Genomic DNA, 23,108 nt, shown 5'->3' with positions numbered 1-23,108 from the left:
TGTACGACTATAGAATTCAATATCTATGCCCTTACTTAAAACCTATATGAACTTGAGTAAGTTTCCATTGATAATGATAGAAATATTATTTGTATTTATATACCCATTCCCACAAGCTAATAGCGTCATCGCAATGTTTAGGCCTATCATAAGACGCGCAAAAGCTTCTCAATAAGGGTTGAAGCTAGCGATAAGCTCTAAATTCCTTTCAGGCTAGCTTGTATGGCGGGAATGATTTTTGTCACCTAGGTAGGAGCAAGTAGCGCAAACTACATTGGTCAATATAATTAAGATTAGGCCATACACTTGAACATTACTGTATGTCTTTTGGAAGAACAAACACTGCCAAAGCGCAGTAAAAACCAAATTGGTATAAATAACTGGTGCTAACTCTGAACCAGAGCTGGCAAGCTGGTATGCCTTCGAACGAAACACTTGCGTATTAATGACCATCAAACCTAATAAACTAAGCGCAATAATAACAAGCCATGGTCCATCGTCTAGGGGCTGATACATAGTGCGATTATCGATAAAACTGAATGTGAGTATAGGGACAACTACAACAGCTGCATAAAGAAAACTCCAAAAGTTTATCTCGAATGCATTTAAACGGCTTTGACTGATCTTATACAAACTTAATTGAGACCCTGCATTAAATAACCCTGCACACAAACCAACAATCAGCTCAAGCCTAATACTGATCTGGCTTTCATCGCTCGATAGCATGGTTACCCCAACAAATGTCACCACTAGACCTATTGTATTTACAACTTTAATTGGAGTTGTAAATATAAGATTTTCTAATACGGGGATAAACAAAGGCCCTGTCGCGAAAAGTACAACGCTTTCCATCAAGGTTAAGTGTTGAAGTGAAAATATAAAACACACTTGACTTAAACCCAAACACAAAGCCCTGATCCAAAGAGACAGTTGCTCATTAGGGCTTGGCCACCTAACTTCTCGCCCAACGAACACAAGAACCAACATCATTGCTGGAACAATAAATCGCAGGAAGCTTAACAAACTCACTTCAAAGTGATCGGTTAAAAATTTGGAAACCAGTCCTGTTAACGACAAACTGAACGTAGACGCCATCATAAATAGTATGGGATACCAGCGAGTTACCATAAATCCTCCTCTATAATGGCCCAAGTTTATGCCCTTGTAAGTCAGATAAAAAGCGAGTTATATTTACAGTATTTGTAAGAGAAACTTACATATGAAAAGACCTATACCGTTAAAGTCAGTGTATGCTTTTGTTGCTGTGGCAGAAACTGGTAGCATGACTGATGCAGCCCAACTCCTTAGCGTTAGTCATTCAGCGATCAGTCAATCAATAAAAAATCTTGAATCACAGCTCGGGCAGAAGCTGTTTATCCGTCAGGGAAGGAGTGTTTCGCTAAATTCAACTGGACGGCACTATTACAAGCAAATCGCGCCTGCTCTGGAACAAATCGTATCGGCAACTGAAAAACTTATTGAACAACAACACAGTCAACGAATAACCCTCAACATGATCAATTCTCTGGTCATGCATTGGTGGATACCTCATGTTGACCGATTTAACCAATTTGCCCCAAACATCGATATTCGAATTTCAAATCTCACAGGACACTTCAAAATGGAATCCGAAGGCATAGATGTGGCTATTATCCATGGTAATACCCATGACTGGTCTGATTATTATTGTGAGTTGTTAGCGACAGATGAGCTAGTTCTGACAGCCAGCCCCGAATTAATTGATGTGTATACTACGCCAGAATCTATCCTAAAGCAGTATCCAGCAATCATAGTTACCAATGATAGACGAAAAGATGACTGGAAAATATGGTGCAAGAGTCACCAACTCCCAGAGCCCGCCTACACACAAAACCTTAAGTTCAGCGCCTCAATTCAGGCTGTTCAAGCCACAATCCGTAAACTCGGCATTTTTGTTTCACATCGACATTTTATCCGAGACGAAGTGAGTCAAGGCTCCCTAGTTGAAGTGGGATTGCCCATTTGTAACCCAAATCAGGATTTCTACTTCGCATGCCCACCAGAAAAACTTAAGAATGAGAATATTCTGTTACTGCGTAACTGGCTACGCCAGGAATTCAGCCAATGAATTCAATCTATCAATGTTAAGTTTTATAGAACTTTTGACTATATCAAAACACACTTGGATGTCACTCTAGCAATACATACGAAAAATAGTACATCATAGATTAGAGTGAATGCTTAGGTCTTTACACACAAATACATAGTCTTAGCTATACTTTCGGCTTGTATTTTAGCCAGAGTAACACTTGCTATATGCAATTGTATTAATATATGGCATTGAAAGTTATTAATTTATTTCTCAAGTTTTGCTCCAAACTCAGTTTTTTCTTCTAGACTTAAATAGCCGGATTGTAAATTTTGTAGGCAAGGACCATATGACAAACTTTGTGGGACAACATCTCGAAGAAATGGCAGATATGCGCTCTGCTAGAAAATGTAAAATAGTACTCCTGTGCTCTGTTATAGCCTTAATAATCATGGCCTATTACGGGCTCCTACATCTTTCAAATCAAAGCTATTTATTCGGCATCACTAACGGTCTTTGCGTCATAATTTTAGCTGGTAACCTTTTTTACCAGAGGCTAAACCCCTCCGTTAACGTTTCGGACATCGTATTGTCCGGTGTCTTGCTTTTTCAAGCCGCAATGCTCCTTTTTTACGGCGAACATATCACCGACAGATTACTCTGGCTTTTTCCGATCTTGGCTGCTGTCATATTAGCGTGCGAATTTAAGACAGGCCTGATGATCAGTGTATCGTCCTACCTGTTGATCTTTGTCGTCTGTGTGTTTACAGATTTGGTCGTAGTATCCGGCCAGTTTGCAGTAGATCGATTCTTGATTAGCTTACTGGCGCTTAGTGTTCTGTGTAATACCTCTGCTTATTTCTATGCAAAAGTGGCGAGCTACATACAGTCCCTTTACAAAGAAGGCATTGAAGATCTTGCGTACCGTGATCAACTCACAGGGCTAGCCAATCGATGGAGCTTTGAAAGCTGGGCATTGGGCAAACTTGAGCAAGTAAGGGACAATGAAACTTTAACTGCAATGGTCTTTTTAGACATAGACAACTTCAAAATGATCAATGATACCTATGGTCATGAAATAGGCGATCGTGTTCTCCAGCACTTTGCAAATCGTCTAAAAAACAATATCCGCACCAAGGACAGAAAAACCCAAAGAAATGATTACTCCATTGCTCGATTTGCCGGTGATGAGTTCGTACTCCTTCTTTATGGTGTAAACAGCGTTGAGGACCTTAACCGAATTTTGGAACGTATATGTCACCTGTTTGAAGATAGTTATCAAAGTACGGAAAGGATTAATAAACTCACTGTAAGCGCTGGTGTGGCTTTGTTTCCTGACGACGCAGATTCAATGTTAGAGCTGACACGTTGTGCAGATAAAGCTATGTATTCAGCTAAACACAGTGGTAAGAATCAATACAGGTACTACAATCCACATCAATGTGATTCTCTAGATAGTGAAGAAGAACTGGGGTTGGGTAAGGTAACACCCCTGAAGACAGCAAGACCTAACGACTCATAAACATCAACCACAAGCTCACAGACATAGCCACTAAAATCCAAGCAGCATACCTAACTGAATTTGGTTTATCTTTTTTTGGCGCGACCACCTGCTTCATCGCTTTGTCTTTAACAGTGTGAGCGGCTGACACCAACGTCCCTCTTTGCGCTCTCAACTCACGTCTTTTTTGCGCTTCATTAGCAACCTTGCCAAATCGATGTAATTGATCCGTGGTCAATTCCCGATTGGGATCATAACGATCGTGCGGGTCTTTGTGCTTTGGTACTACAGACATATATTACCTCCCCAAATACAACTTCGCCCTTTAATTGTAGTAGATATTTTTGTTAATTGTAAAAAAATAGCATTTTCTCCACTGACCCATTTCATACTTTTGATAGCAACAACAAGTTACGTAGCATTGCAGCTCTATTGATAACTAAAGATATTTAATAGAAATATTAATCCTTATTCTGCAACGTTCACCAGAGAATGGTTATTTGCAATTCGTTAACATCAGGTAGGAATACTCTTTCAATCTGGAGACACAGAAACTGCTAAACTAAATTTTTCACTAATGATGCTGGTTTAAAGGTATACTTATCTTTTGATACCATCAAAAAAGAGCGGTTTAACGTGGCATTAAATAAGAAAAGCAAAGAGTCGGAATCAGATGACTTCAATTTGACAAAAAACGCTTTTCTCAAGTTTTCTGGGATAACCTTACTTATCGCTCTCGGTGTTGCCTTTTCAGCTATTTTATACTTTAGCTACCAAGACTATATTCATCCTAAACACGTCTATGGAAGATGGATTGAAATTGGTACCCCAGAATATGACACTGAGATAATGACATTAAGTGAACGTGGTGTCTTTCGTAACGAGAGGCTTATCACTACAGACTTTGGTTATGATGGGACATTAATTACGGTAACAACAGGAAGTGGTCAGACTGTTTATCAAGTTGCAGGAACGCCAAAATCACCACAGCTTAAGCGTGTAACTCCAAGCAGCCCGGCTCAACGCTTTATAAAATCTGGCTATGAAGACACAGTGAAAAGCGGTGGGGGAGCCGCCAAAAGACGTCGCACCGCCTTATCAGAACACTTCAACAGTAAAAAGTAGTCGTATATTTTCTTACTCCTTACCAACATACCAGGGCGTGTTGATCTTTCATGAGTATTTTTTGAACAGCATAGTAAAGAGTTATAATTTGCTTCGCCAAAAGTAAAACCATAACCAATACCATGCCAAAAACTATGTTAACTGATATTCGCTGGGAACTGCTACTCCAACTTATGAAAAGTACAGGTCGTATTTACGATACAACTGAACATCGAATGACATTTGAAGGAATACTTTATCGAATGAGAACAGGTGTTCCTTGGCGAGATCTCCCCTCTGAGTTCGGAGAGTGGAGTACCGTTTACAGACGATTTGATCTTTGGTCGAAGAAAGGGATTTTAAACATGCTTTTCAGATGCTTATCTAGCATGGCTGATATTCGGTGAATCTTTTGATCGTACCGCAATATTGGGCTTTATTTTGTCAGCAACAGCTGTATTCCTGATTACTCGAACTAAAAACACAGACTGTCAAAAAATTTAAAATATTGATGTTAATATTATTAAAAATTTAGACAGTTACAGGTTATTGATACTTTGTTGGTTATTTTTCTTTAGAACTCTGGCCCAGTGGACTAAATTTAAATAGTAGATAATAGCTGGGAGTAGGATAATGAAGCGAATCAAATGCATTTTATCCTTAGTGATTTTATTAACCGCCCATCATAGCTTGGCAAATAGCGCGCAAGGTACGGGTGATTTACGAGAACTATCTTATTTTACAGAATCATACCCTCCTGGGAATTATCTAAAAGATGGCAAGATATCTGGTTATGCGGTCGATATTCTAAAAGCGGCCAGCAAATTGGTAGGTGAAGAGGTTTCTCTATCGCAAGTTACCTTGCAGCCATGGGCGCGGTCATATCGTACTGTTCTAACAGAAGACAATGCTGTTCTGTTTTCGACTACTCGGTCTGAACATCGTGAGAAATTGTTTACTTGGGTTGGACCTATTACAGACATAAAAATTGTTGTTATGGCGCGTAAAGACACCAACATAAAGATCAATAAAGCGATGGACATGGCAAAGTATCGTATCGGTGTGATTAGAGACGATATCGGTGAGCAAACTCTATTGGATATGGGGATTCCGAGAAATGCAATGCAGGAATCTAACTATGTTACCACACTAGCTGAACAACTCATGAAACGGCGCATCGATTTGTTAGTTTATGCTCACCGAGCAGCGATATGGTGGTCCAAAGAAGCTCAAGTTGACCCAGGCCTGTTTGAGTCCGTGTACACGGTTAAAGAAGGCTATGTCTACTATGCCTTTAATAATCAGGTTAATCCAGAAGCAACGACCAAGCTACAAAAGGGGATTGATATGTTAAAAAGTACGAAAGGGGAGTCGGGTGATTCGCTTTATCAAGAAATAATGTCGAAATACGAGTAGTGTAATCAACGCCGTCACTGCTCCAGACATCACACTTTGGACTTTTTAACAAAATACGGATTATCAAATTTCTTCTGTGGTCCCAACTCCGATACGACGAGCCTATTCCATAGACTTTTGTCAAACTCTCCTTTCGGGATAGATGGATATAGTGTTTCTTCCTCTTCACGGGCGTAACGCAAAAATTCTTTTTTCTTAATTTGATTGTACTTGCGTGCAACGTGATTGTGTTTTGCAATCCATTCCGATTTGAAACGCGCGAGTGCTGGCTCCGCTTCTTCCATAGGTAACCTAGACAGGTAGATGCGCTTGTAGGATACTTTTCGATCGAGCATAGTTCTCATGGCAGTTTGAATGTACTTGCCATGGTGAGTAATGGAAATGTCATTCTTATCAAAAAGGTTGACGCTCCAGCCAGTCAGAAAGAAGTTGGGCTTTCGGTACTGCTTATTACGTACTTCTATCGCTTTATGGATTATTAAATCTGAAGTGCCATTAAACGTCTGTTGCCATTTGGCAATACGTATCTGTGTTGCAGTTGGTAAACGATAGATGTGGGTAAACTTATCTTGGTTCATAAATGAATACACAGAGTGTTTAGTTTAAGAAAAGCCTATTTCAAAGGTAGTAGTTAGCGATCATAACTCTGAAACATATTAGGATCAGCACCTTGCTGACTCAGCGCCATATTGTAGAGAATTCTTTCGCTTACTGCTAGTACTTACCGGTCAAATCATAGTAAATACTAACGAATAGGATTGGTAAGATTTTAATTGAGCAGCAACTTACATTTGGACTTCTAATTTTTCATGTTGGTAGCCCTACTTATTGGTGTCTTTCGAGTATATTTATTATTTACTCTTGTGGAATAGTTTTATAAGCCTCTTTTATCTGCGTTTTTCTTACGACGATTGTACCTGCAATTAAATCATGCCATCCCTGCCTCTTACTATTTAAGCATATCCAAATAAAGCCCAAACACAGTGGAATAGCACTTAAATAGTATGAAAAATATCGAATTATAGATGTTGAAACTGTTAGCTTACTGCCGGTCTTTGCATCTAGCACCTCTAGACCGAAAACTATTTTCCCTGGTGTGGCTGAGCGGTATATCCAAAATGTAACCGTGGCGATCAATGGACATATCCAGTTGAGAATGACATCCCAACCGCCCAATATGAAATCATCGGAGTCCCAGTATAGCTCACCATATACCAAGAACATTACGGGCATAGTGAAAAGAAAGAGTATAACAGTATCGATTAGTGTTGCCGCTAGCCGTGGCCAGAATCCAGCATATTCAAATAGTTTATCATTCACGTTTTTCACCTCGTTGTGAGAATGTAATGGGTATTCTATAAAAATTATGACTCTTATTTATTAGATAAATAACCAACATATCAGAGATTAAATTACAATGAAGCTTTTAGCGTATAGTTTTAACCCAATCATGACATGATGTGGTTAAAACTCTCTGAGAGTTTTTTGGATTAGGCTACATCGTTGTTAGGCAATTATTAGCTGTTAAAATGTGTGCAGGACAAAAAACACATGTTATTCGAGATCTACAAAATCATTCTTTACACGCTACTAATATTAATTTTCTCTTATATAACTATAACCTTTTGTATCTAATCCTGAAATATTAATATTTTCCAGATATAACACATGTTCTAGCATAGTAACTGAGATAAGCATATTTTTCGTTTTTTTTGTCAGTTTGTGCTAAACCTAGAAGTAGAGAAGTGTGATTGGGGGTAACTGGATAGATGGAATTGTTTGCGGACCAACGACAGTCAGAGCAGCCAGAAGCGGATGATGCTAATAAACGAGCAGAACAAGCCGTGCTTCCTTGGAAGGTTCTTCTTATTGATGATGATGAACAAATGCATCAAGTAACGATACTTGCCTTGTCTGATTTTGAATTTGAGGGGCGCAAGCTTGAGGTGATTTCTGCCTATTCTGGTGAAGAGGCGAAAAAGTTGTTTACTCAGCACGACAATATTGCATTGGCTTTAGTCGATGTAGTGATGGAAACAGAACATGCTGGGCTAGATTTGGTTAAGTATGTTCGTGAATCCTTGGAAAATAGTTTAGTGAGGCTTGTGTTAAGAACAGGCCAGGCAGGGCAAGCTCCAGAAGACAGAGTCATCCGAGAATACGACATCGACGACTACAAAGAAAAGACAGAACTTACAACTCAAAAGCTCAAGACCTTGCTCTACTCAATGTTACGCTCTTATCGGGATTTATGTTTAATTGAGCAGCAAAAGAAAGGTCTGAGTAAAGTCATCGAAGCGTCAGCATGTGTTCAAAATACCACGACCCTACAAACCTATGCCACCTCAGTTCTGGAACAATTGACTTCACTACTAAAGCTGGATAACTCTGCGCTTTACTGTATTGTCCAGCCAAGGCCGGATGGAGAAGAGTCCCGTGCCATGACTCTGGCTGCGACAGGTTCTTTTGTCGACACGTACAGTGAGTGCACCTTTGAGAAGCTCCCCACCGAAGTGGCAATGCGATGTAAGCAAGTGTTTGAGTCACGAAAATCGGAGAACTTTGGTGATGCTTATGTTTTGTTTTCACATGATGAGCAAGGGGTCGACTGTATACTCTATGTAAATGTCAATCGCGAGCTGACAGAACTTGATATGCAGCTTCTTGAAATCTATATGCAGAATATAGGTTTAACATTCGAAAACTTGAGCCTGATGTTGGATATACGCGAGACCTCTAAGGAGCTTGTTTACAACCTTGCTAACGCGGTAGAAGCAAGAAGTAAAGAGACTGGTGCTCACGTCCAAAGAGTGTCTTTATTTAGCGAAAAACTTGCCTTGTTATATGGTCTTAGTGAATATGACGCCTCTATGATCAAACATGCCTCTCCCCTTCATGACGTTGGTAAGGTCGCTGTACCTGATTCCATCCTCCACAAACCCAGCAAGCTAGATGCAGAGGAGTGGGAGGTTATGAAAAAACATGTCGATCATGGTGTAGAGATTTTGAGTAAATCAAAACGCAGATTGATGACTGTTGCAAAAGAGATAGCTGGCTACCACCATGAAAAATGGGATGGAACTGGTTATCCCAATGGCCTATCTGGGCTAGACATTCCCGTTGCCGGACGCATTACGGCATTAGCCGATGTGTTTGACGCCCTAGGGTCTAAACGCAGTTACAAAGAACCATGGACAGATGAACAGATCATGCTGGAGCTCGTAGCCCAGAAGGGTAAACAGTTTGAACCTAAGTTGGTAGAACTCCTTATTAAGCATTGGGATGAGTTCTTAGAGATCAGGAAGTCTCTTCCTGATTAAGAGTTGTTCTTCGAATCAGCTCGTTACCTCTAGGGGCAAATTTAGGGGTATTCTTAGTTTAAAAATACTCTATTTCCCACTTCATAGCTGAATTTCAAACGGCATTAGCCAATGTGTTTGACGCCCTAGGGGCTAAACGCAGTTACAAAGAACCATGGACAGATGAACAGATGAACAGATCATGCTGGAGCTCGTAGTCCAGAAGGGTAAACAGTGTGAACCTAAGTTAGTAGAACTCCTTATTAAGCATTGGGATGAGTTCTTAGAGATCAGGAAGTCTCTTCCTGATTAAGAGTTGTTCTTCAAATCAGCTCGTTACCTCTAGGGGCAAATTTAGGGGTATTCTTAGTTTAAAAAACACTCCATTTCCCACTTCAGAGCTGAACTCCAGCTCTCCTTTGAGTTTTTGGTGAACTAGGTTAAACACTAGGTTCAACCCAAGCCCAGAGCCGCCCAACCCTCTTTTACTGGTATAGAAAGGTTCAAATATTTTCTGGTGTAGTGCTTCTTCTACACCGCCACCATTATCGCGATATTCGAAGATAATCATATCTTCTTCTTGGTAAAATCTGATAGAAATTTCTGCTTTAGGCTGGCTTTCGAAAGCATGATTAATGCTGTTCATTACTAGGTTTGAAATGATTTGTGTTAATACGCCGGGCAGGCTATTCATTACGATAGCCTTGTCTCCCTCTAGGGTTGGGCTTACAGGTACTTTCCGAGTCTCTGGATGAAGGCTTGCTAGCAGAGCTTCAATAACTTGTGAGACATTAAATTGAGAACGAGCTTCAGAAACCTGATCGACAGCTGTTTGTTTGAAATCTCTGACCAATTGGGCTGCTCGGTTTAAGTTGTGTTCAAGCATCTGGCTACTGTCTGACATACGTTTCATTAAAGATTCAAATTGGGTACTTGTTAAGGTTTGTGACGCAAATGCGGCATTCAGCTCACTAGTCACATCTCGAATAACAGAAGTGGCAGTTACCGCAATACCCAATGGGGTATTGACCTCATGTGCGACTCCTGCCACCAACCCACCTAAAGCCGCGAGCTTTTCTGACTCTACGAGTTTATCCTGAGCATCCTGCAATTGCTCCATACTTTGTTTGAGATCGAGTGTCCTTGAAGCAACCATGCGCTCCAAGTTTTGATTGAGCTCTTCTAGTTCAATTTGAGTAAGCTTTAGCTCTGTTATATTTATAGCAGTGCCTCGAAAGCCCAGAAACTTACTCTTTTCATATCGAGCAGTTGCTTGGAAGAGTAGGTGAAGAGTAATACTATTTAAGGTAATACTTTCTTCGATTTGGTTAAAGTCGTTGCGTCGCGCTATTGCTTGATGTAGTTGGTCAGCCCCTTTTAGGGCTTCTACGTCAGCTAAGCAGACTCCATGCACGGCAACAAGGGACAAAGCTTCTTTCATTGCATCTGAGCAGTAGGTGAGCTGTCCAAGCTCGTTTGTTTCCCATAGCCAGTCCGAAGATACATTGGTAAAGTCGGCGAGCCTATCCTGCTCTGCCTTAATATTGTTATAAAGCAGTGTAATGTTACTGCTGATCTTGTTTGCCCCTTCTCCCAGCCAGTCTAACTCATCATCTTTTTCTGATATCCAACGCTTTTTGGTTAAAACAAGCGGCTTGCTTGGGTGCCTAGGATTGAAAGCGCGAAGATACTGCGCGATTTGAAATATTCGTCTGTTCACACTTGCGTGAAAGATTAACAGCATAATTGAACAGACGAGAGTGGTTTTAAGGGCATTAAGTACTAGGGTTGATATAAATTGGTGAAGAAGGTAGTCGTATATTTCTTGTGCATTTGACTCGACATAGATAGTACCGATTTCTTCAGAATGCCCGTCTTCTGGGTCTTGATAGGTCAAGGAAAATGTCTCATGTACAACATTATCTGTTGCTTGTTTTCCTGAATCGAAGGTGTAGTTTCCCGAATTAACTTCCAAATAATCAATTTTGGGCAAATTAACAAGACCATCTAGCCTTTCCTGCAATACAGCTAAGTCGAATGACCATAATGACGATGCTAGCAGCCCAGCATGGACATCACGTATCTCTATGTGTCGTTGCTCGACATCATTAAATTCTTTTTTGTAGTCCCAAGAAAGCTGCAATATTGTGGTGAATAAAGTGACAAAACTACTAAGCGTCACCATCAACAAGATGATGCGCCGTCCTATGCGGCTTTGAAAGGGGTTGTTAATACTCTCATCAACTTTTTTGCTTCGGCTCATAATACTCAAAGATGGTGTTTTCAATTGAGTATAGCTTGCAGTTGTCGGTTTTTATCAAGAATATAATTCCACAAATGTAGACACCAACACTAAACTAACTATGTGTTCAACATTTTCCGGAGGCGGTCATGAGAGCATTTATACTTTGCTTGCTCTTGTTAACAGGTGGTGCACAAGCAGAAAAAGTTTTAGTAATAGAAAGCTATCATGCTGAATATCCATGGGATGTCAGTTACATAAAAGGCATCAAGGACACTATATCATCTTCTGCGCAGTTGCATAGGTTTCAGATGGATACAAAACGAATTCCTGTTGAGCAATTTGAGGCGAAAGCCAATGAAGCGTTCGAATATTATAAAGAACTAAAGCCAAATGTTGTCATTCTAGGTGATGATAATGCGCTGAAATACATGCTGCCGAAACTTTATCAAGAGCCGATTTCGATAGTATTCTTAGGCATCAACTCCAACCCTCGCGAACTGTTGAGAAAATATAAAGGCCAAGCCCAAGTGACAGGGGTACTGGAGACTCCGTTATTTGTAAAGAGTATTCGTGATATTAGTCAAATGCTGCCGAAGAAAAATCATAAGTTTAGAGTTATGTTTGACTCAGGAGCCACCTCTCAGGAAGCGACTAAGAATATTAAAAAGCAATATGAGCTAATAAAGAGAAACCTAAAAGTTGAGGCAGAACTACTTCTGATAGGAACCAAAGAAGAGTGGCAGAAGATGGTAAGCAGTGCAAAAGACGATGGCGTTTCGGTGATTATTGTCGGCCTGTACCACACTCTAGTTGATAAGGGTGGTAATAGTGTTCACGCTCCTGAAATATTAGCTTGGACGAATAAGAACTCCAAAATTCCACTGTTCGCATTCTGGGACTTTGCGGTTGGTGAGGGTAAAGCTAGTGGAGGCGTGGTTTTGTTCGGAGAAAGCCAAGGCAAGCAAGCTTCGGGTCTTGTGAATGAAATCTTAGCAGGGAAAGATGCCAATAGTCTTCCTATTGCAATAGGTGAAAAAGGTCGGGCGATTTACTCTGAGAAAGAGATGCAGCGCTGGGGCCTAACGCCACCATCACATTGGAGTGTAATGAACTAACAAAAGCTTGTGCTGCCCCGAAGAGTACAAAGGTCTAGCAGAAAGCTAGACCTTTTTTCTGAGTATGAGTCGAACCAATCGGTCCGATTTTGAGCTCTAGCGAAATCTACTCTTCGTAGCTATCGATACTAGGGCAAGAGCAGATTAGGTTACGGTCGCCGTAGACGTTGTCAACTCGGTTAACCGTTGGCCAGTATTTCCACTGCTTAGTTGCCTGTGATGGGAAACAGCCGAGTTCACGCGAGTATGGACGATCCCACTCAGTAGCAGCCAAGTCTGCTTGTGTGTGAGGTGCGTTGACTAGCGGGTTGTTCTCTAGTGGCCACTCACCCTTTTTCACCTTGGTCATTTCTTCACGGATGGCGATCATTGCCTCGCAGAAGCGATCGATCTCTTCTAAGTCTTCTGACTCAGTTGGCTCAACCATGAGTGTGCCAGCCACAGGAAACGACATGGTTGGTGCATGGAAACCGTAATCCATTAGACGTTTGGCGATGTCTTCCTCGCTGATACCTGTCTCTTCTTTTAATGGACGAATGTCGATAATACATTCGTGAGCCACACGACCATTAGTACCACGGTAAAGTACCGGATAATGAGGACGTAGGCGCTCCATCATATAGTTAGCATTTAAGATAGCGACTTTGGTAGCTTCTGTTAAGCCAGCTTCGCCCATCATAGCGATGTAAGCCCAAGAAATAGGCAAGATAGAAGCGCTGCCAAGATCGGCTGCGGCAACCGCTAGTTCGTCGCCTTCAACACCGTTTTCAATATGGCCCGGTAGGAAAGGCGCTAGGTGCGATTTAACACCAATTGGACCCATACCTGGACCACCACCACCGTGCGGAATACAGAAAGTTTTGTGCAGGTTCAAGTGAGAAACGTCAGAGCCGATAAAGCCTGGGGACGTCAAACCAACCTGAGCATTCATGTTTGCACCATCAAGGTAAACTTGACCACCGGCCGCATGAACCATCTCACACACTTCTTTCACTTGCTCTTCGTACACACCGTGTGTTGAAGGGTAGGTGATCATAATGCTAGACAGGTTATCTTTGTGCTTTTCGATCTTAGCCGCAAGATCGCTCACATCGATGTTACCGTCTTCATCACATTTTACGACCACAACCTTCATCGACACCATAGAAGCGGTCGCTGGGTTTGTACCGTGTGCTGAGCTTGGGATCAAACAAACGTTACGGTGTCCTTCACCGCGACTTTCGTGGTAGCGCTGAATAGCGATTAGGCCAGCGTATTCGCCCGAAGCACCTGAGTTTGGCTGCAAAGAGAAGGCATCATAACCTGTGATTTCGCACAATTTCTGCTTAAGATCTTCGGCAAGCGCTGTGTAACCTGCTGCTTGCTCTAGTGGTGCATAGGGGTGAATCGCACCAAATTCAGGCCAAGTCACAGGGATCATTTCTGCTGCTGCGTTGAGCTTCATGGTACAGCTACCAAGCGGGATCATGCCGTGAGTCAAAGAAAAATCTTTGTTCTCAAGCTGCTTAAGGTAGCGCATCATTTGCGTTTCGCTGTGATGCGTATTGAACACAGGGTGAGTAAGGTATTTAGATGTGCGGCGCAGCGCTTCAGGAATAGCAGCAAACTCGTTTGATGCAATCTCAGTGGATAGCGCATTGACATCTTCTTTAACGCCAAATACATCAAATAGAGCTTGGATATCTTCCGTTGTAGTGGTTTCATCCAAGCTTACCCCCAACTGGCCTTTTAGCAGGCGAAGGTTGATGTCTGCGGCTTGCGCTTTAGCATACACTTCATCTGTATTCGTGGCGGTATTGATGGTGATGGTATCGAAGAAGCTATTATGAGCTAGCTCGAAGCCAGATTTAGTCAGCCCCGCGGCTAAGATAGCCGTCATGTGATGCGTGCGACGGGCGATAGTGCGTAGACCTTCTGCACCATGATAAACTGCGTAGAAAGACGCCATGTTAGCCAGCAGTGCTTGTGCAGTACAGATGTTAGATGTCGCTTTTTCGCGGCGAATGTGCTGCTCACGAGTTTGCATCGCCATGCGCAGTGCTTGTTTACCAGTGCTGTCGATAGACACACCAATAACACGGCCAGGAATGGTACGCTTGTGCTTCTCACGTGTGGCCATAAAGGCAGCGTGTGGACCGCCGTAACCCATAGGTACGCCGAAACGTTGAGTTGAACCAATTACCACGTCAGCGCCCATTTCACCTGCTGGTTTTAAAAGCGCAGAAGCAAGAAGGTCAGTTGCCACGGCAACCAAAATTTTGTTAGCTTGAGCTTTGGCGATGATGTCTGTGATGTCACGAACTTCACCTGTCGTATTCGGGTACTGGACCAGCGCGCCGAAGACGTCTTGTTCTGCCAGTAAGTCTAGTGAACCGACCAACACGTCAAAACCAATGTATTTTGCACGGGTTTTGATCACTTCCAGCGTTTGTGGGTGAACATCGTCTGCAACAAAGAAGACGTTGCTTTTGCTCTTACCTGCTCGCTTACACAGTGTCATGGCCTCGGCTGCTGCGGTTGCTTCATCAAGCAGCGATGCATTGGCAATGTCCATGCCTGTTAGATCCATGACCATTTGCTGGAAGTTCAGCAGTGCTTCTAGACGGCCTTGAGAGATCTCTGGTTGGTATGGCGTGTATGCCGTGTACCAGCCTGGGTTTTCCAGTACGTTACGCAAGATGACATTAGGCGTGAACGTGTTGTAGTAACCTTGGCCAATAAAGGTACGCTTAACTTGGTTTTTGTTAGCGAATTCACGCATGGCACCAAGCATGTCTGCTTCGCTCATCGCTTCTGCTAGAGCCATTGGCTTCTCAACGCGGATTTGCGCAGGCACAGTTTCGTCGATTAAGGCATCAAGGCTAGCTGCTTTGATGACATCCAACATTTTTTGTTGGTCTTGTTTGTTAGGGCCGTTGTGGCGAGCAACGAACTCATTTTGGGTGCTAAGGCTTTGAAGTAATTCAGTCATTGTCCTTTACCTACTCCATCATTCGGGTATTGGATATCACTACTGATATAAGTAATTATACGCCCGAACTTTGAAAAAAAGCTGCCCCCTTAAGTGGGACAGCTTTACACATTTGCCTATTACTCGTCTTCGATTGAGTTTAGGTACTCTTCTGCATCTTTAAGATTGTCGAGCTCAGAAGCATCTGACATTTTCACTTTGACAATCCAGCCGCCTTCATAAGGCTCTTCGTTGATAAGCTCTGGGCTATCTTCGAGTTCTTCGTTTATTGCAACGACTTCGCCTGTAATTGGGGCGTAGATGTCTGAAGCTGCTTTCACAGATTCAACCAAAGAGAAACTATCACCTGCGTCGATTTCGACTTCTACCTCAGGAAGGTCAACGAAAACGACGTCACCTAGCATTTCTTGTGCATGCTCAGAAATACCGATAGTTGCTGTGCCGTCACCATTGTTACGTACCCATTCGTGGCTGTCTGCAAACTTCAGTGTTTTGTCCATTGCTTAGTCTCCAAAAAATAACTTTGTTTAAATTTGTTCACTGGTAAAGAGGGAAGCAGTTACACAATGCTTTCACTTCTTTGCGAACGCGTTGTTCCACTTCTGCGTCACCTTCAGGGTTTTCTACTAGCCCATCCAGTACGTCGCCAATCCAATTACCAATGAGTTTGAATTCTTCAGCGCCAAAGCCGCGGCTTGTCCCGGCAGGCGTACCTAAACGTATACCCGATGTAATCATAGGCTTCTCAGAATCGAATGGAATACCATTTTTATTACATGTGATCCCTGCACGCTCTAGCGCTTCTTCTGCTTTGTTGCCTTTCAATCCTTTAGGACGAAGATCAACCAGCATTAAATGTGTATCTGTTCCACCTGTGACAATGTCACAGCCGCGAGTTTGTAGTACTTCTGCCAATACCTTGGCGTTATTGATTACGGAATCAATGTAGCTTGAAAACTCAGGACCAAGTGCTTCACCAAATGCTACGGCTTTAGCCGCGATAACGTGCATTAGTGGGCCACCTTGAAGGCCAGGGAAGACAGCAGAATTGATCTTTTTGATGATGTCTTCGTGGTTAGTCAATATCATGCCGCCGCGTGGGCCACGCAGAGTTTTGTGTGTTGTGGTTGTCACTACGTGTGCATGTGGCAGCGGGCTAGGGTGTGCGCCTGTGGCAATTAGGCCTGCGATGTGCGCCATATCCACCATGAGAATGGCGTTGACTTCATCGGCAATGTCGCGGAATTTTGCAAAGTCGATAGTACGTGGAATCGCACTACCACCAGCGATGATCATTTTTGGTTTGTGCTCAAGTGCAAGCTCGCGTACGTCGTCATAGTTGATTTCGAGTGTTTCACGATCAACACCATATTGAACAGCATTAAACCATTTACCAGAAAGAGCAGGACGAGCACCGTGAGTTAAGTGGCCGCCCGCATCTAACGACATACCTAGTATGGTATCGCCAGGTTGTAGTAGAGCGAGCTTAACTGCGCCATTTGCTTGAGCGCCAGAGTGAGGTTGAACGTTTGCGTATTCACATTTAAAAAGCTGCTTCGCACGCTCAATTGCGATGGCTTCTACAGTATCAACATGCTCACAACCGCCATAGTAACGACGACCGGGGTAACCTTCTGCATATTTATTGGTTAAACATGTGCCCTGAGCTTGCATCACGGCTTTGGATACAATGTTTTCAGAGGCAATCAGCTCAATTTGTTCGTTCTGACGAGTATTTTCCGCTTGGATTCCAGCAAAAACTGCATCATCGGTAGCAGCAAGGTTGGTAGAGAAAAAATTCTCTAGGCTGTGATTTTGGTAACTGTTGTTCATGGTAGATGACCTTCCATTCGTGCTAACGAGATTATTAATAGGATTGTCGCTCTCGTTAGTCCTCTTTCTGTTTACTGTCTTCATTCCAAAGACAGGGTGAATTCCATACCCCAAATGATGTTTTCATCGCGGGGGAAAACCGAATCTCACTGTTAAATCACGTTATCAGTCAATTCGGAAAACGCATCTCTACAACTAACAAGTTGGTAACATAGCTCTTGTTGGGACTATAATCAACTAAAAATTTCCTATTGGAAACATGGTTTCTGAAAATGTTACAGAGAGCACGGTTTATTTGTCTCAGTTATCTTTTTTATCCGATAGGCTTAGTGCACAATAAAAACCAAGGTGAAATGGACATTCAATAAAGAGGGATACATGCCTGAAGATATCTATGACGAGTACCCATCTTTGACTCTGGCAAAAGAGGGTGATCAAAATATTGAGCCTCTAAAATTAGGCCAGAGAATTAAGGACATTCGAAGTAAGTTAGGGATCACTCTAGAAGAGGCAAGTCAGCGTACAGGGCTGGCTCGTTCAACCTTGAGTAAAATCGAAAATGAACAGATTTCTCCAACATTTCAAGCGATGCAAAAGCTGGCACTTGGTTTGCAAATAGACATGCCTCAACTCTTTGAGCCACCGAGAAAAAAGGTGGCAACGGCACGTAGAGACATTACTAAGACTGGGCTGGGTAAACCTCACCCGACGCCTACCTATGAGCACGAGCTATTGGCAACCCAGTTGTCGAACAAGAAAATGATGCCATTTAAAAGTCGCATTCATGCTCGAAATTTTGAAGAATATGGTGACTGGGTTCGTCATGATGGCGAGGAATTTTTGCTGATTTTGTCTGGGTCTGTACTCTTTTATTCCGAGTTTTATGAACCAGTAGAGTTGGGTGAAGGTGACAGTGTGTATTACGATGCCACCATGGGCCATATGCTGATTTCAACCAGTGAAGAAGACGCCATTATTTTGTGGGTGACCGCCAAATAATGATGCATTTATTATATTTCCTATAGTGAAAGCAAACGTTTGCTTTTTGGTTTTTTGTCGGTACAATAGCGCCATCTCGCCTGAGGTGGCGCTTTCTTTTGCCCTCAGAAAATGTGAAGATGATGTTAAATGTCACATTTTGAATGCTTGCTATCTCGTTAAGAGTGCAAAAAGGTCCAACTCGTGTTTATTATTGGAAACAAGGTTTCCTTGAATGGAAAACGGACCTGATTAAATGGAGACAACAATGACTCAAGATCTACTCAAAACACCCCTTCATTCCCTTCATGTTGAAGCGGGTGCGAAAATGGTTCCTTTCGCCGGCTATGATATGCCAGTTCAATACGCACTAGGTGTGAAAAAAGAACACCTGCATACTCGTGATGCGGCTGGGCTTTTTGATGTTTCTCATATGGGCCAGCTTAGACTGCACGGAGAGGGTGCAGCGGCTTTTCTTGAGTCTTTAGTTCCGGTTGATATTATCGACTTGCCGCAAGGTAATCAGCGTTACGCTTTTTTTACTAATGAGCAAGGCGGCATTATGGACGATCTTATGGTAGCAAACCTAGGCGATCACCTATTTGTTGTTGTCAATGCCGCTTGTAAAGAACAAGATATCGCGCATCTAAACGCTCATTTACCGACTGGTGTTGAGCTTGAAGTGATTGATGATCGTGCTCTATTGGCACTGCAAGGCCCGAAAGCGGTTGAGGTGCTAAAGTGTTTCAACTCTGAGGTTGCTGATATGCTGTTTATGGATGTCAAAAAGCTCGACATTCTTGGTGTTGAGTGCATCGTGAGTCGCAGTGGCTACACAGGTGAAGACGGCTATGAGATTTCTGTGCCGAATACTCATGCCCAAGAGCTGGCAACCAAGCTCACCGCAGAAGAAGAAGTAGAGTGGATTGGTCTTGGTGCGCGTGATTCATTGCGCCTTGAATGCGGTCTATGTCTGTATGGACATGATTTAGATACGACCACGACACCCATTGAAGCAAATCTTTTGTGGGGTATTCAGAAAGTTCGTCGAGCAGATGGTGAGCGCTCTGGTGGATTCCCGGGAGCGGATATTATTCTCAAGCAGATTGAAACCAAAGATATCTCACGCAAGCGTGTTGGCTTGGTTGGTCAAACTAAAGCCCCTGTTCGTGAAGGTGCGGAGTTATTTGATGCTGACGACAATAAAGTAGGTGTTGTAACCAGTGGTACAGCAGGTCCTAATGCTGGCAAGCCAGTGTCTATGGCTTATGTCCGCGCTGATCTGTCGGCTATTGGCACAGAATTGTTTGCCGATGTTCGTGGTAAGAAACTACCGATGACAATCGAAAAAATGCCATTTGTACCTCAGCGTTATTATCGCGGCTAAAAAAAGCTAGATACTATTTTCAAATCAAACCTCTCTTTTTTTCGAGAGGTTTTTGTTTTTGATATCAGAGTATTGATTGTATTATTTTTAATGGAATTAACGATTTATCCTAACCCCTCTCTCTTTTGTCAACTAAACTTAGGTTTAGCAGGCATAAAAGGGAGACGGAAAGATGAAGGCGTTACTTGGGTTTCTTGGTTTTATGCTGGTGTTATCTCGTGCTATGGCAAACGATGTATCAGCCTACATTGTTAATGGCACTAACGTTAGCAATGCTGCTACATATCCTTCTTTTGCTAGCATGTTTTTTATTAGTGGAGCTTCTTACAGTAACTATTGTGGGGCAACGATGCTCAATAGCCAATACGCGCTCACCGCTGCCCACTGCATCTATGAAAACCCCAGTACTATGCTCAACACTTATATCATTCCTCAGCTTTTGGATGAATCAACTTATGCCAGTGCTGAAAAAGCCAGAGCGTTGGAGTTTTATTTTCCTAGTGACTACATAGACTCAGGTTCGGTACTCTGGCCCAACGATATCGCAGTGATCAAGCTTGAATCGCCTCTATCTTCTGTTCCTGATTATACCTATTTGCTCAATATGACGATTAACAACAGTTTTTCTGCTTCAGATACTTATATTGCAATAGGGCATGGCCAAATTGCTGGTAATGTATCGGGTGGGACCATATTACAACAGACTAACCTTGACTATGTGTCATTGAATGATTGCCGGTCTCAATACGGCTTAGTGACCGACAAGCAAATATGTTTTGGTGGCGCTCAGTCTGGTGGGTATAAAAATTCGACGTGTAATGGCGATTCTGGAGGCCCTGTTTATATAGAAAGTGGCAGCCAATACATTCAGATTGGTATCACTAGTTTTGGTCCTGGGTCGTGTGGTGATGCATCTTTGACCGTTACCTCTGTCTTCACAGATGTTTATGACTACATTGGCTGGATTAATCAAGTAATAAATGGTCAGGAAGTACCCAAGTACTATGTTGCAACAGTTAACGGGCAGCGCACCCTTGTTAGTAATATTATTACTTCGAATTCGAATTCGAATTCGAATTCAGATTCAGGTGGAAGTATTAACCTGATTTGTTTAGTTGTGTTACTTGTAATGGGATTATTTAAAGAGCAAAGAAGTAATTCCCAAAGCCGACTTTTTAAAGGCTGCATAATGATAAAATAGTCAAATTAGACTTCGACTAAATTTACCTATTATTTTTAAGATGTAAAAATGTCTCATAACTGATAAGTGATGATTATAATATCGCCATCCTCATTAACGTATTGGGTAAATTGTTTTTTTTATCCAGGTTAGCTTGACAATTGTCACCCAATCAATATTGTTGCATCGATCAATAATAATGAGCCGGAGCATGTTAAGATGGCCAACCAACCAACCTATGAAGTAACTTTCCTCTCCGAAGTATCTTTGCAGTCTAGAGTGTTTAATGATTCGTTAAAAAAAGGCATTGAGCATAATGTTTGTATGGTCGATATCGAGCAATTACTTGAATCTGTATCCCTCGGTGTAAAACTCGGGGACTATGTTTTGTTCGATTATCACTATTTAGATGAAAGTAAGCTCGAGCAATATAACCAAGCAAGACTCGCCAGTGAAAATAATGCTCGAGAAATAATCATAAACTGCTCAAGAGAAACGTCATCAGAAGAGCTATTTAAATGGCGAAATTTAGTTGGAGTTTTTTATCTCGATGATGATATGTCGACACTTTTTAATGGCTTAGAAAAAATTTTTGAAGGAGAGATGTGGTTAACTCGACAGGTAGCGCAAGATCATATCGAGTATTTTCGGAGTATGACTACCGCAAAAACCTCACAAGCGTATGCGAATCTCACAAAGCGCGAAAAACAAATAATGTATTTACTCGGTCATGGGGCGTCTAATGTGCAAATTGCTGATGAGCTTGTTGTGACAGAAAATACGGTTAAAACACATTTGCATAACATCTTTAAGAAAATCAATGCTAAAAATCGACTTCAAGCACTTCTTTGGGCAAACAATAATATTGCATTAGAAGAAAGATATTAAGCCTAGTAATAACAATTCGGTTGCATAAGCCGGTCAGCATCTTCCAATGTATTAAATTTCAACTGCATGACACTAAAAAATATCTGCCTTGGCTAATTAACGACAATGTTATGGTTTCTATTTTTTCACTACTCAGTAAAGAGTGTAAACAACCAGATTGCGATTGGGATATAGTAGAGTCGCTGGTCATCATTTTTATGCGTCACTTAATTCGATATGGTAAACCATCGTAGGTCAGAGCTTATTTGAGTGCAAATAAGCTCTGTTTCTAGTTTGGGAGAAGACCCGAGTTAGTCGTAAATGGTTGGAATTGGCAGCCGTTTATGTTGTGTTGCTTTGTAAATGGAGATTAAGCGGTCGACCGTATCTTGTGAAACGGGTTTACCTTCAAGGAAATCATCAATTTGATCATAACTGAGGCGGAGTGCATCTTCGTCTGCTTTCTGAGGAGCGAGTTCTTCCAAATCTGCGGTGGGCGTTTTGTTTACTAGAATCTTAGGCGCTCCTAGCGTGTCTGCTAGTTCGCGAACTTGACGTTTACTTAGACCGAAAAGAGGTGCTAAGTCACATGCACCATCGCCAAATTTTGTATAGAAGCCTGTAATGTTTTCTGCAGAATGATCTGTGCCTAAAACTAAGCCACCAATATAGCCTGCTATTTCATATTGGGCGACCATTCTGGCTCTAGCTTTAACGTTACCTTTGACAAAGTCGACTTTAGCAGCTTGGGCTGGCATCAAGCCTATATTGGTCAAAGCTTGCTGAGAAGAAGCGTGTAAGCCATCTACGCCAGGTTTGATATTCACCGAGACTGAATGAGTAGGCTGAATAAACTCCAAGGCAATTTGAGCTTCATCTTCATCTTTTTGCTCGCCGTAAGGCAGGCGAACAGCGATGAACTGATAACCTGCATCGGTTTCGCTATTGAGTTCATCAACCGCTATTTGTGCCAAGCGGCCACAGGTGGTTGAGTCGACACCACCACTGATGCCTAGCACTAATACCTTGCATCGCGCATCTTTGAGCTTATTTTTGATAAATTCAACACGGCGTGAGATTTCAAATTGAGGATCAATTGACGGCAGTACACGCATTTCATCGCGGATTTGCTGTTCCATAGGTT

19 protein-coding genes and 1 pseudogene are annotated in these 23,108 nt (G+C 42.2%); 11 read left to right on the top strand and 9 right to left on the bottom strand.

Annotated features, from left to right (window positions below; all coding sequences use genetic code 11):
- Positions 1-213: 213 nt before the first annotated feature.
- Positions 214-1,128 carry a DMT family transporter gene (locus FIV01_RS17040; RefSeq protein WP_152432179.1) on the bottom strand — a complete coding sequence of 305 codons (915 nt, stop codon included), beginning with the start codon at positions 1,126-1,128 and terminating at the stop codon, positions 214-216.
- A 91-nt stretch (positions 1,129-1,219) separates the two neighbouring features.
- Here FIV01_RS17040 and FIV01_RS17035 point away from each other — a divergent pair, with 91 nt between their 5' ends.
- Together FIV01_RS17035 and FIV01_RS17030 are read left to right on the top strand one after the other, a co-directional pair.
- The gene (locus FIV01_RS17035) at positions 1,220-2,107 is read left to right on the top strand and encodes a LysR substrate-binding domain-containing protein (protein WP_152432178.1); all 888 of its coding nucleotides are present in this window, start codon (positions 1,220-1,222) and stop codon (positions 2,105-2,107) included.
- A gap of 310 nt (positions 2,108-2,417) precedes the next feature.
- On the top strand, positions 2,418-3,590 hold the full coding sequence (locus FIV01_RS17030) for a GGDEF domain-containing protein (RefSeq protein WP_152432177.1): 1,173 nt from the start codon (positions 2,418-2,420) through the stop codon (positions 3,588-3,590).
- Here the strand turns inward: FIV01_RS17030 and FIV01_RS17025 are convergent.
- Positions 3,577-3,864, bottom strand: coding sequence for a hypothetical protein (locus FIV01_RS17025; RefSeq protein ID WP_152432176.1), 288 nt, complete (start codon positions 3,862-3,864; stop codon positions 3,577-3,579). The genes FIV01_RS17030 and FIV01_RS17025 overlap by 14 nt on opposite strands.
- Before the next feature lie 422 nt (positions 3,865-4,286).
- Here FIV01_RS17025 and FIV01_RS17020 point away from each other — a divergent pair, with 422 nt between their 5' ends.
- The 3 genes and pseudogenes from FIV01_RS17020 (at position 4,287) to FIV01_RS17010 (ending at position 6,089) form a co-directional block, all read left to right on the top strand.
- Positions 4,287-4,694 (top strand): DUF2850 domain-containing protein, encoded by a 408-nt coding sequence (locus tag FIV01_RS17020; RefSeq protein ID WP_415846745.1) that lies wholly within the window; start codon positions 4,287-4,289, stop codon positions 4,692-4,694.
- A 122-nt stretch (positions 4,695-4,816) separates the two neighbouring features.
- Positions 4,817-5,074, top strand: a pseudogene (locus tag FIV01_RS17015) (transposase); the annotation flags it as partial.
- 232 nt (positions 5,075-5,306) lie between these two features.
- Positions 5,307-6,089: a substrate-binding periplasmic protein gene (locus tag FIV01_RS17010; RefSeq protein WP_152432175.1), complete on the top strand. Its 783-nt coding sequence runs from the start codon at positions 5,307-5,309 to the stop codon at positions 6,087-6,089.
- A 29-nt stretch (positions 6,090-6,118) separates the two neighbouring features.
- Here the strand turns inward: FIV01_RS17010 and FIV01_RS17005 are convergent, their stop codons facing one another.
- Both FIV01_RS17005 and FIV01_RS17000 read right to left on the bottom strand, forming a co-directional pair.
- Complete coding sequence (locus tag FIV01_RS17005) at positions 6,119-6,667, bottom strand: MSHA operon transcriptional regulator (RefSeq protein ID WP_152432174.1); 549 nt, start codon at positions 6,665-6,667, stop codon at positions 6,119-6,121.
- A gap of 277 nt (positions 6,668-6,944) precedes the next feature.
- Positions 6,945-7,409: an RDD family protein gene (locus tag FIV01_RS17000; protein ID WP_152432173.1), complete on the bottom strand. Its 465-nt coding sequence runs from the start codon at positions 7,407-7,409 to the stop codon at positions 6,945-6,947.
- Between the two features lie 449 nt (positions 7,410-7,858).
- Here FIV01_RS17000 and FIV01_RS16995 point away from each other — a divergent pair, with 449 nt between their 5' ends.
- Positions 7,859-9,409, top strand: coding sequence for a DUF3369 domain-containing protein (locus FIV01_RS16995; RefSeq protein WP_152432172.1), 1,551 nt, complete (start codon positions 7,859-7,861; stop codon positions 9,407-9,409).
- Positions 9,410-9,716: 307 nt separating this feature from the next.
- Here the strand turns inward: FIV01_RS16995 and FIV01_RS16985 are convergent, their stop codons facing one another.
- Positions 9,717-11,651, bottom strand: coding sequence for a sensor histidine kinase (locus FIV01_RS16985; RefSeq protein WP_152432171.1), 1,935 nt, complete (start codon positions 11,649-11,651; stop codon positions 9,717-9,719).
- 128 nt (positions 11,652-11,779) lie between these two features.
- On the opposite strand from FIV01_RS16985, the gene FIV01_RS16980 reads away from it, so the two are divergent.
- A complete protein-coding gene (locus FIV01_RS16980) occupies positions 11,780-12,748 on the top strand; it encodes an ABC transporter substrate-binding protein (RefSeq protein ID WP_152432170.1) in 969 nt (322 codons plus the stop codon).
- Positions 12,749-12,854: 106 nt separating this feature from the next.
- Here FIV01_RS16980 and gcvP read toward each other — a convergent pair whose 3' ends face one another.
- From gcvP to FIV01_RS16965, 3 genes are all read right to left on the bottom strand, one after another.
- Complete coding sequence (gene gcvP, locus FIV01_RS16975; RefSeq protein ID WP_152432169.1) at positions 12,855-15,719, bottom strand: aminomethyl-transferring glycine dehydrogenase; 2,865 nt, start codon at positions 15,717-15,719, stop codon at positions 12,855-12,857.
- Positions 15,720-15,838: 119 nt separating this feature from the next.
- Positions 15,839-16,219, bottom strand: a complete 381-nt coding sequence (gene gcvH, locus FIV01_RS16970; RefSeq protein WP_152432168.1) for a glycine cleavage system protein GcvH — start codon at positions 16,217-16,219, stop codon at positions 15,839-15,841.
- A gap of 37 nt (positions 16,220-16,256) precedes the next feature.
- The gene (locus FIV01_RS16965) at positions 16,257-17,552 is read right to left on the bottom strand and encodes a serine hydroxymethyltransferase (protein WP_152432167.1); all 1,296 of its coding nucleotides are present in this window, start codon (positions 17,550-17,552) and stop codon (positions 16,257-16,259) included.
- Between the two features lie 378 nt (positions 17,553-17,930).
- Here FIV01_RS16965 and FIV01_RS16960 point away from each other — a divergent pair, with 378 nt between their 5' ends.
- The 4 genes from FIV01_RS16960 to FIV01_RS16945 all read left to right on the top strand — a co-directional run bounded on the left by FIV01_RS16960 (position 17,931) and on the right by FIV01_RS16945 (position 21,985).
- A complete protein-coding gene (locus FIV01_RS16960) occupies positions 17,931-18,551 on the top strand; it encodes a helix-turn-helix domain-containing protein (protein ID WP_152432166.1) in 621 nt (206 codons plus the stop codon).
- A gap of 247 nt (positions 18,552-18,798) precedes the next feature.
- Positions 18,799-19,917 (top strand): glycine cleavage system aminomethyltransferase GcvT, encoded by a 1,119-nt coding sequence (gene gcvT, locus FIV01_RS16955; RefSeq protein ID WP_152432165.1) that lies wholly within the window; start codon positions 18,799-18,801, stop codon positions 19,915-19,917.
- A gap of 172 nt (positions 19,918-20,089) precedes the next feature.
- Positions 20,090-21,118: a S1 family peptidase gene (locus tag FIV01_RS16950; protein WP_152432164.1), complete on the top strand. Its 1,029-nt coding sequence runs from the start codon at positions 20,090-20,092 to the stop codon at positions 21,116-21,118.
- A 198-nt stretch (positions 21,119-21,316) separates the two neighbouring features.
- Positions 21,317-21,985 (top strand): LuxR C-terminal-related transcriptional regulator, encoded by a 669-nt coding sequence (locus tag FIV01_RS16945; protein ID WP_152432163.1) that lies wholly within the window; start codon positions 21,317-21,319, stop codon positions 21,983-21,985.
- Positions 21,986-22,275: 290 nt separating this feature from the next.
- Here the strand turns inward: FIV01_RS16945 and nadE are convergent, their stop codons facing one another.
- Positions 22,276-23,103, bottom strand: coding sequence for an ammonia-dependent NAD(+) synthetase (gene nadE / locus FIV01_RS16940; protein ID WP_152432162.1), 828 nt, complete (start codon positions 23,101-23,103; stop codon positions 22,276-22,278).
- Positions 23,104-23,108: the final 5 nt, after the last annotated feature.

Source organism: Vibrio aquimaris (assembly GCF_009363415.1).
Lineage (GTDB): Bacteria > Pseudomonadota > Gammaproteobacteria > Enterobacterales > Vibrionaceae > Vibrio > Vibrio aquimaris.
Note: the sequence above shows the minus strand (reverse complement) of the source record. Positions and strands in the feature narration are given on the sequence as shown.

Excerpts from the sequence above, each read along its gene's own strand:
- FIV01_RS16980 (WP_152432170.1), top strand. The coding sequence starts at position 11,780 with ATGAGAGCATTTATACTTTGCTTGCTCTTGTTAACAGGTGGTGCACAA.
- gcvP (WP_152432169.1), bottom strand. The coding sequence starts at position 15,719 with ATGACTGAATTACTTCAAAGCCTTAGCACCCAAAATGAGTTCGTTGCT.
- FIV01_RS16995 (WP_152432172.1), top strand. The coding sequence starts at position 7,859 with ATGGAATTGTTTGCGGACCAACGACAGTCAGAGCAGCCAGAAGCGGAT.
- FIV01_RS16960 (WP_152432166.1), top strand. The coding sequence starts at position 17,931 with ATGCCTGAAGATATCTATGACGAGTACCCATCTTTGACTCTGGCAAAA.
- FIV01_RS16950 (WP_152432164.1), top strand. The coding sequence starts at position 20,090 with ATGAAGGCGTTACTTGGGTTTCTTGGTTTTATGCTGGTGTTATCTCGT.
- FIV01_RS16965 (WP_152432167.1), bottom strand. The coding sequence starts at position 17,552 with ATGAACAACAGTTACCAAAATCACAGCCTAGAGAATTTTTTCTCTACC.
- FIV01_RS17040 (WP_152432179.1), bottom strand. The coding sequence starts at position 1,128 with ATGGTAACTCGCTGGTATCCCATACTATTTATGATGGCGTCTACGTTC.
- FIV01_RS17035 (WP_152432178.1), top strand. The coding sequence starts at position 1,220 with ATGAAAAGACCTATACCGTTAAAGTCAGTGTATGCTTTTGTTGCTGTG.
- gcvH (WP_152432168.1), bottom strand. The coding sequence starts at position 16,219 with ATGGACAAAACACTGAAGTTTGCAGACAGCCACGAATGGGTACGTAAC.
- FIV01_RS17010 (WP_152432175.1), top strand. The coding sequence starts at position 5,307 with ATGAAGCGAATCAAATGCATTTTATCCTTAGTGATTTTATTAACCGCC.
- FIV01_RS17005 (WP_152432174.1), bottom strand. The coding sequence starts at position 6,667 with ATGAACCAAGATAAGTTTACCCACATCTATCGTTTACCAACTGCAACA.
- FIV01_RS17030 (WP_152432177.1), top strand. The coding sequence starts at position 2,418 with ATGACAAACTTTGTGGGACAACATCTCGAAGAAATGGCAGATATGCGC.
- nadE (WP_152432162.1), bottom strand. The coding sequence starts at position 23,103 with ATGGAACAGCAAATCCGCGATGAAATGCGTGTACTGCCGTCAATTGAT.
- FIV01_RS17025 (WP_152432176.1), bottom strand. The coding sequence starts at position 3,864 with ATGTCTGTAGTACCAAAGCACAAAGACCCGCACGATCGTTATGATCCC.
- gcvT (WP_152432165.1), top strand. The coding sequence starts at position 18,799 with ATGACTCAAGATCTACTCAAAACACCCCTTCATTCCCTTCATGTTGAA.
- FIV01_RS16945 (WP_152432163.1), top strand. The coding sequence starts at position 21,317 with ATGGCCAACCAACCAACCTATGAAGTAACTTTCCTCTCCGAAGTATCT.
- FIV01_RS16985 (WP_152432171.1), bottom strand. The coding sequence starts at position 11,651 with ATGAGCCGAAGCAAAAAAGTTGATGAGAGTATTAACAACCCCTTTCAA.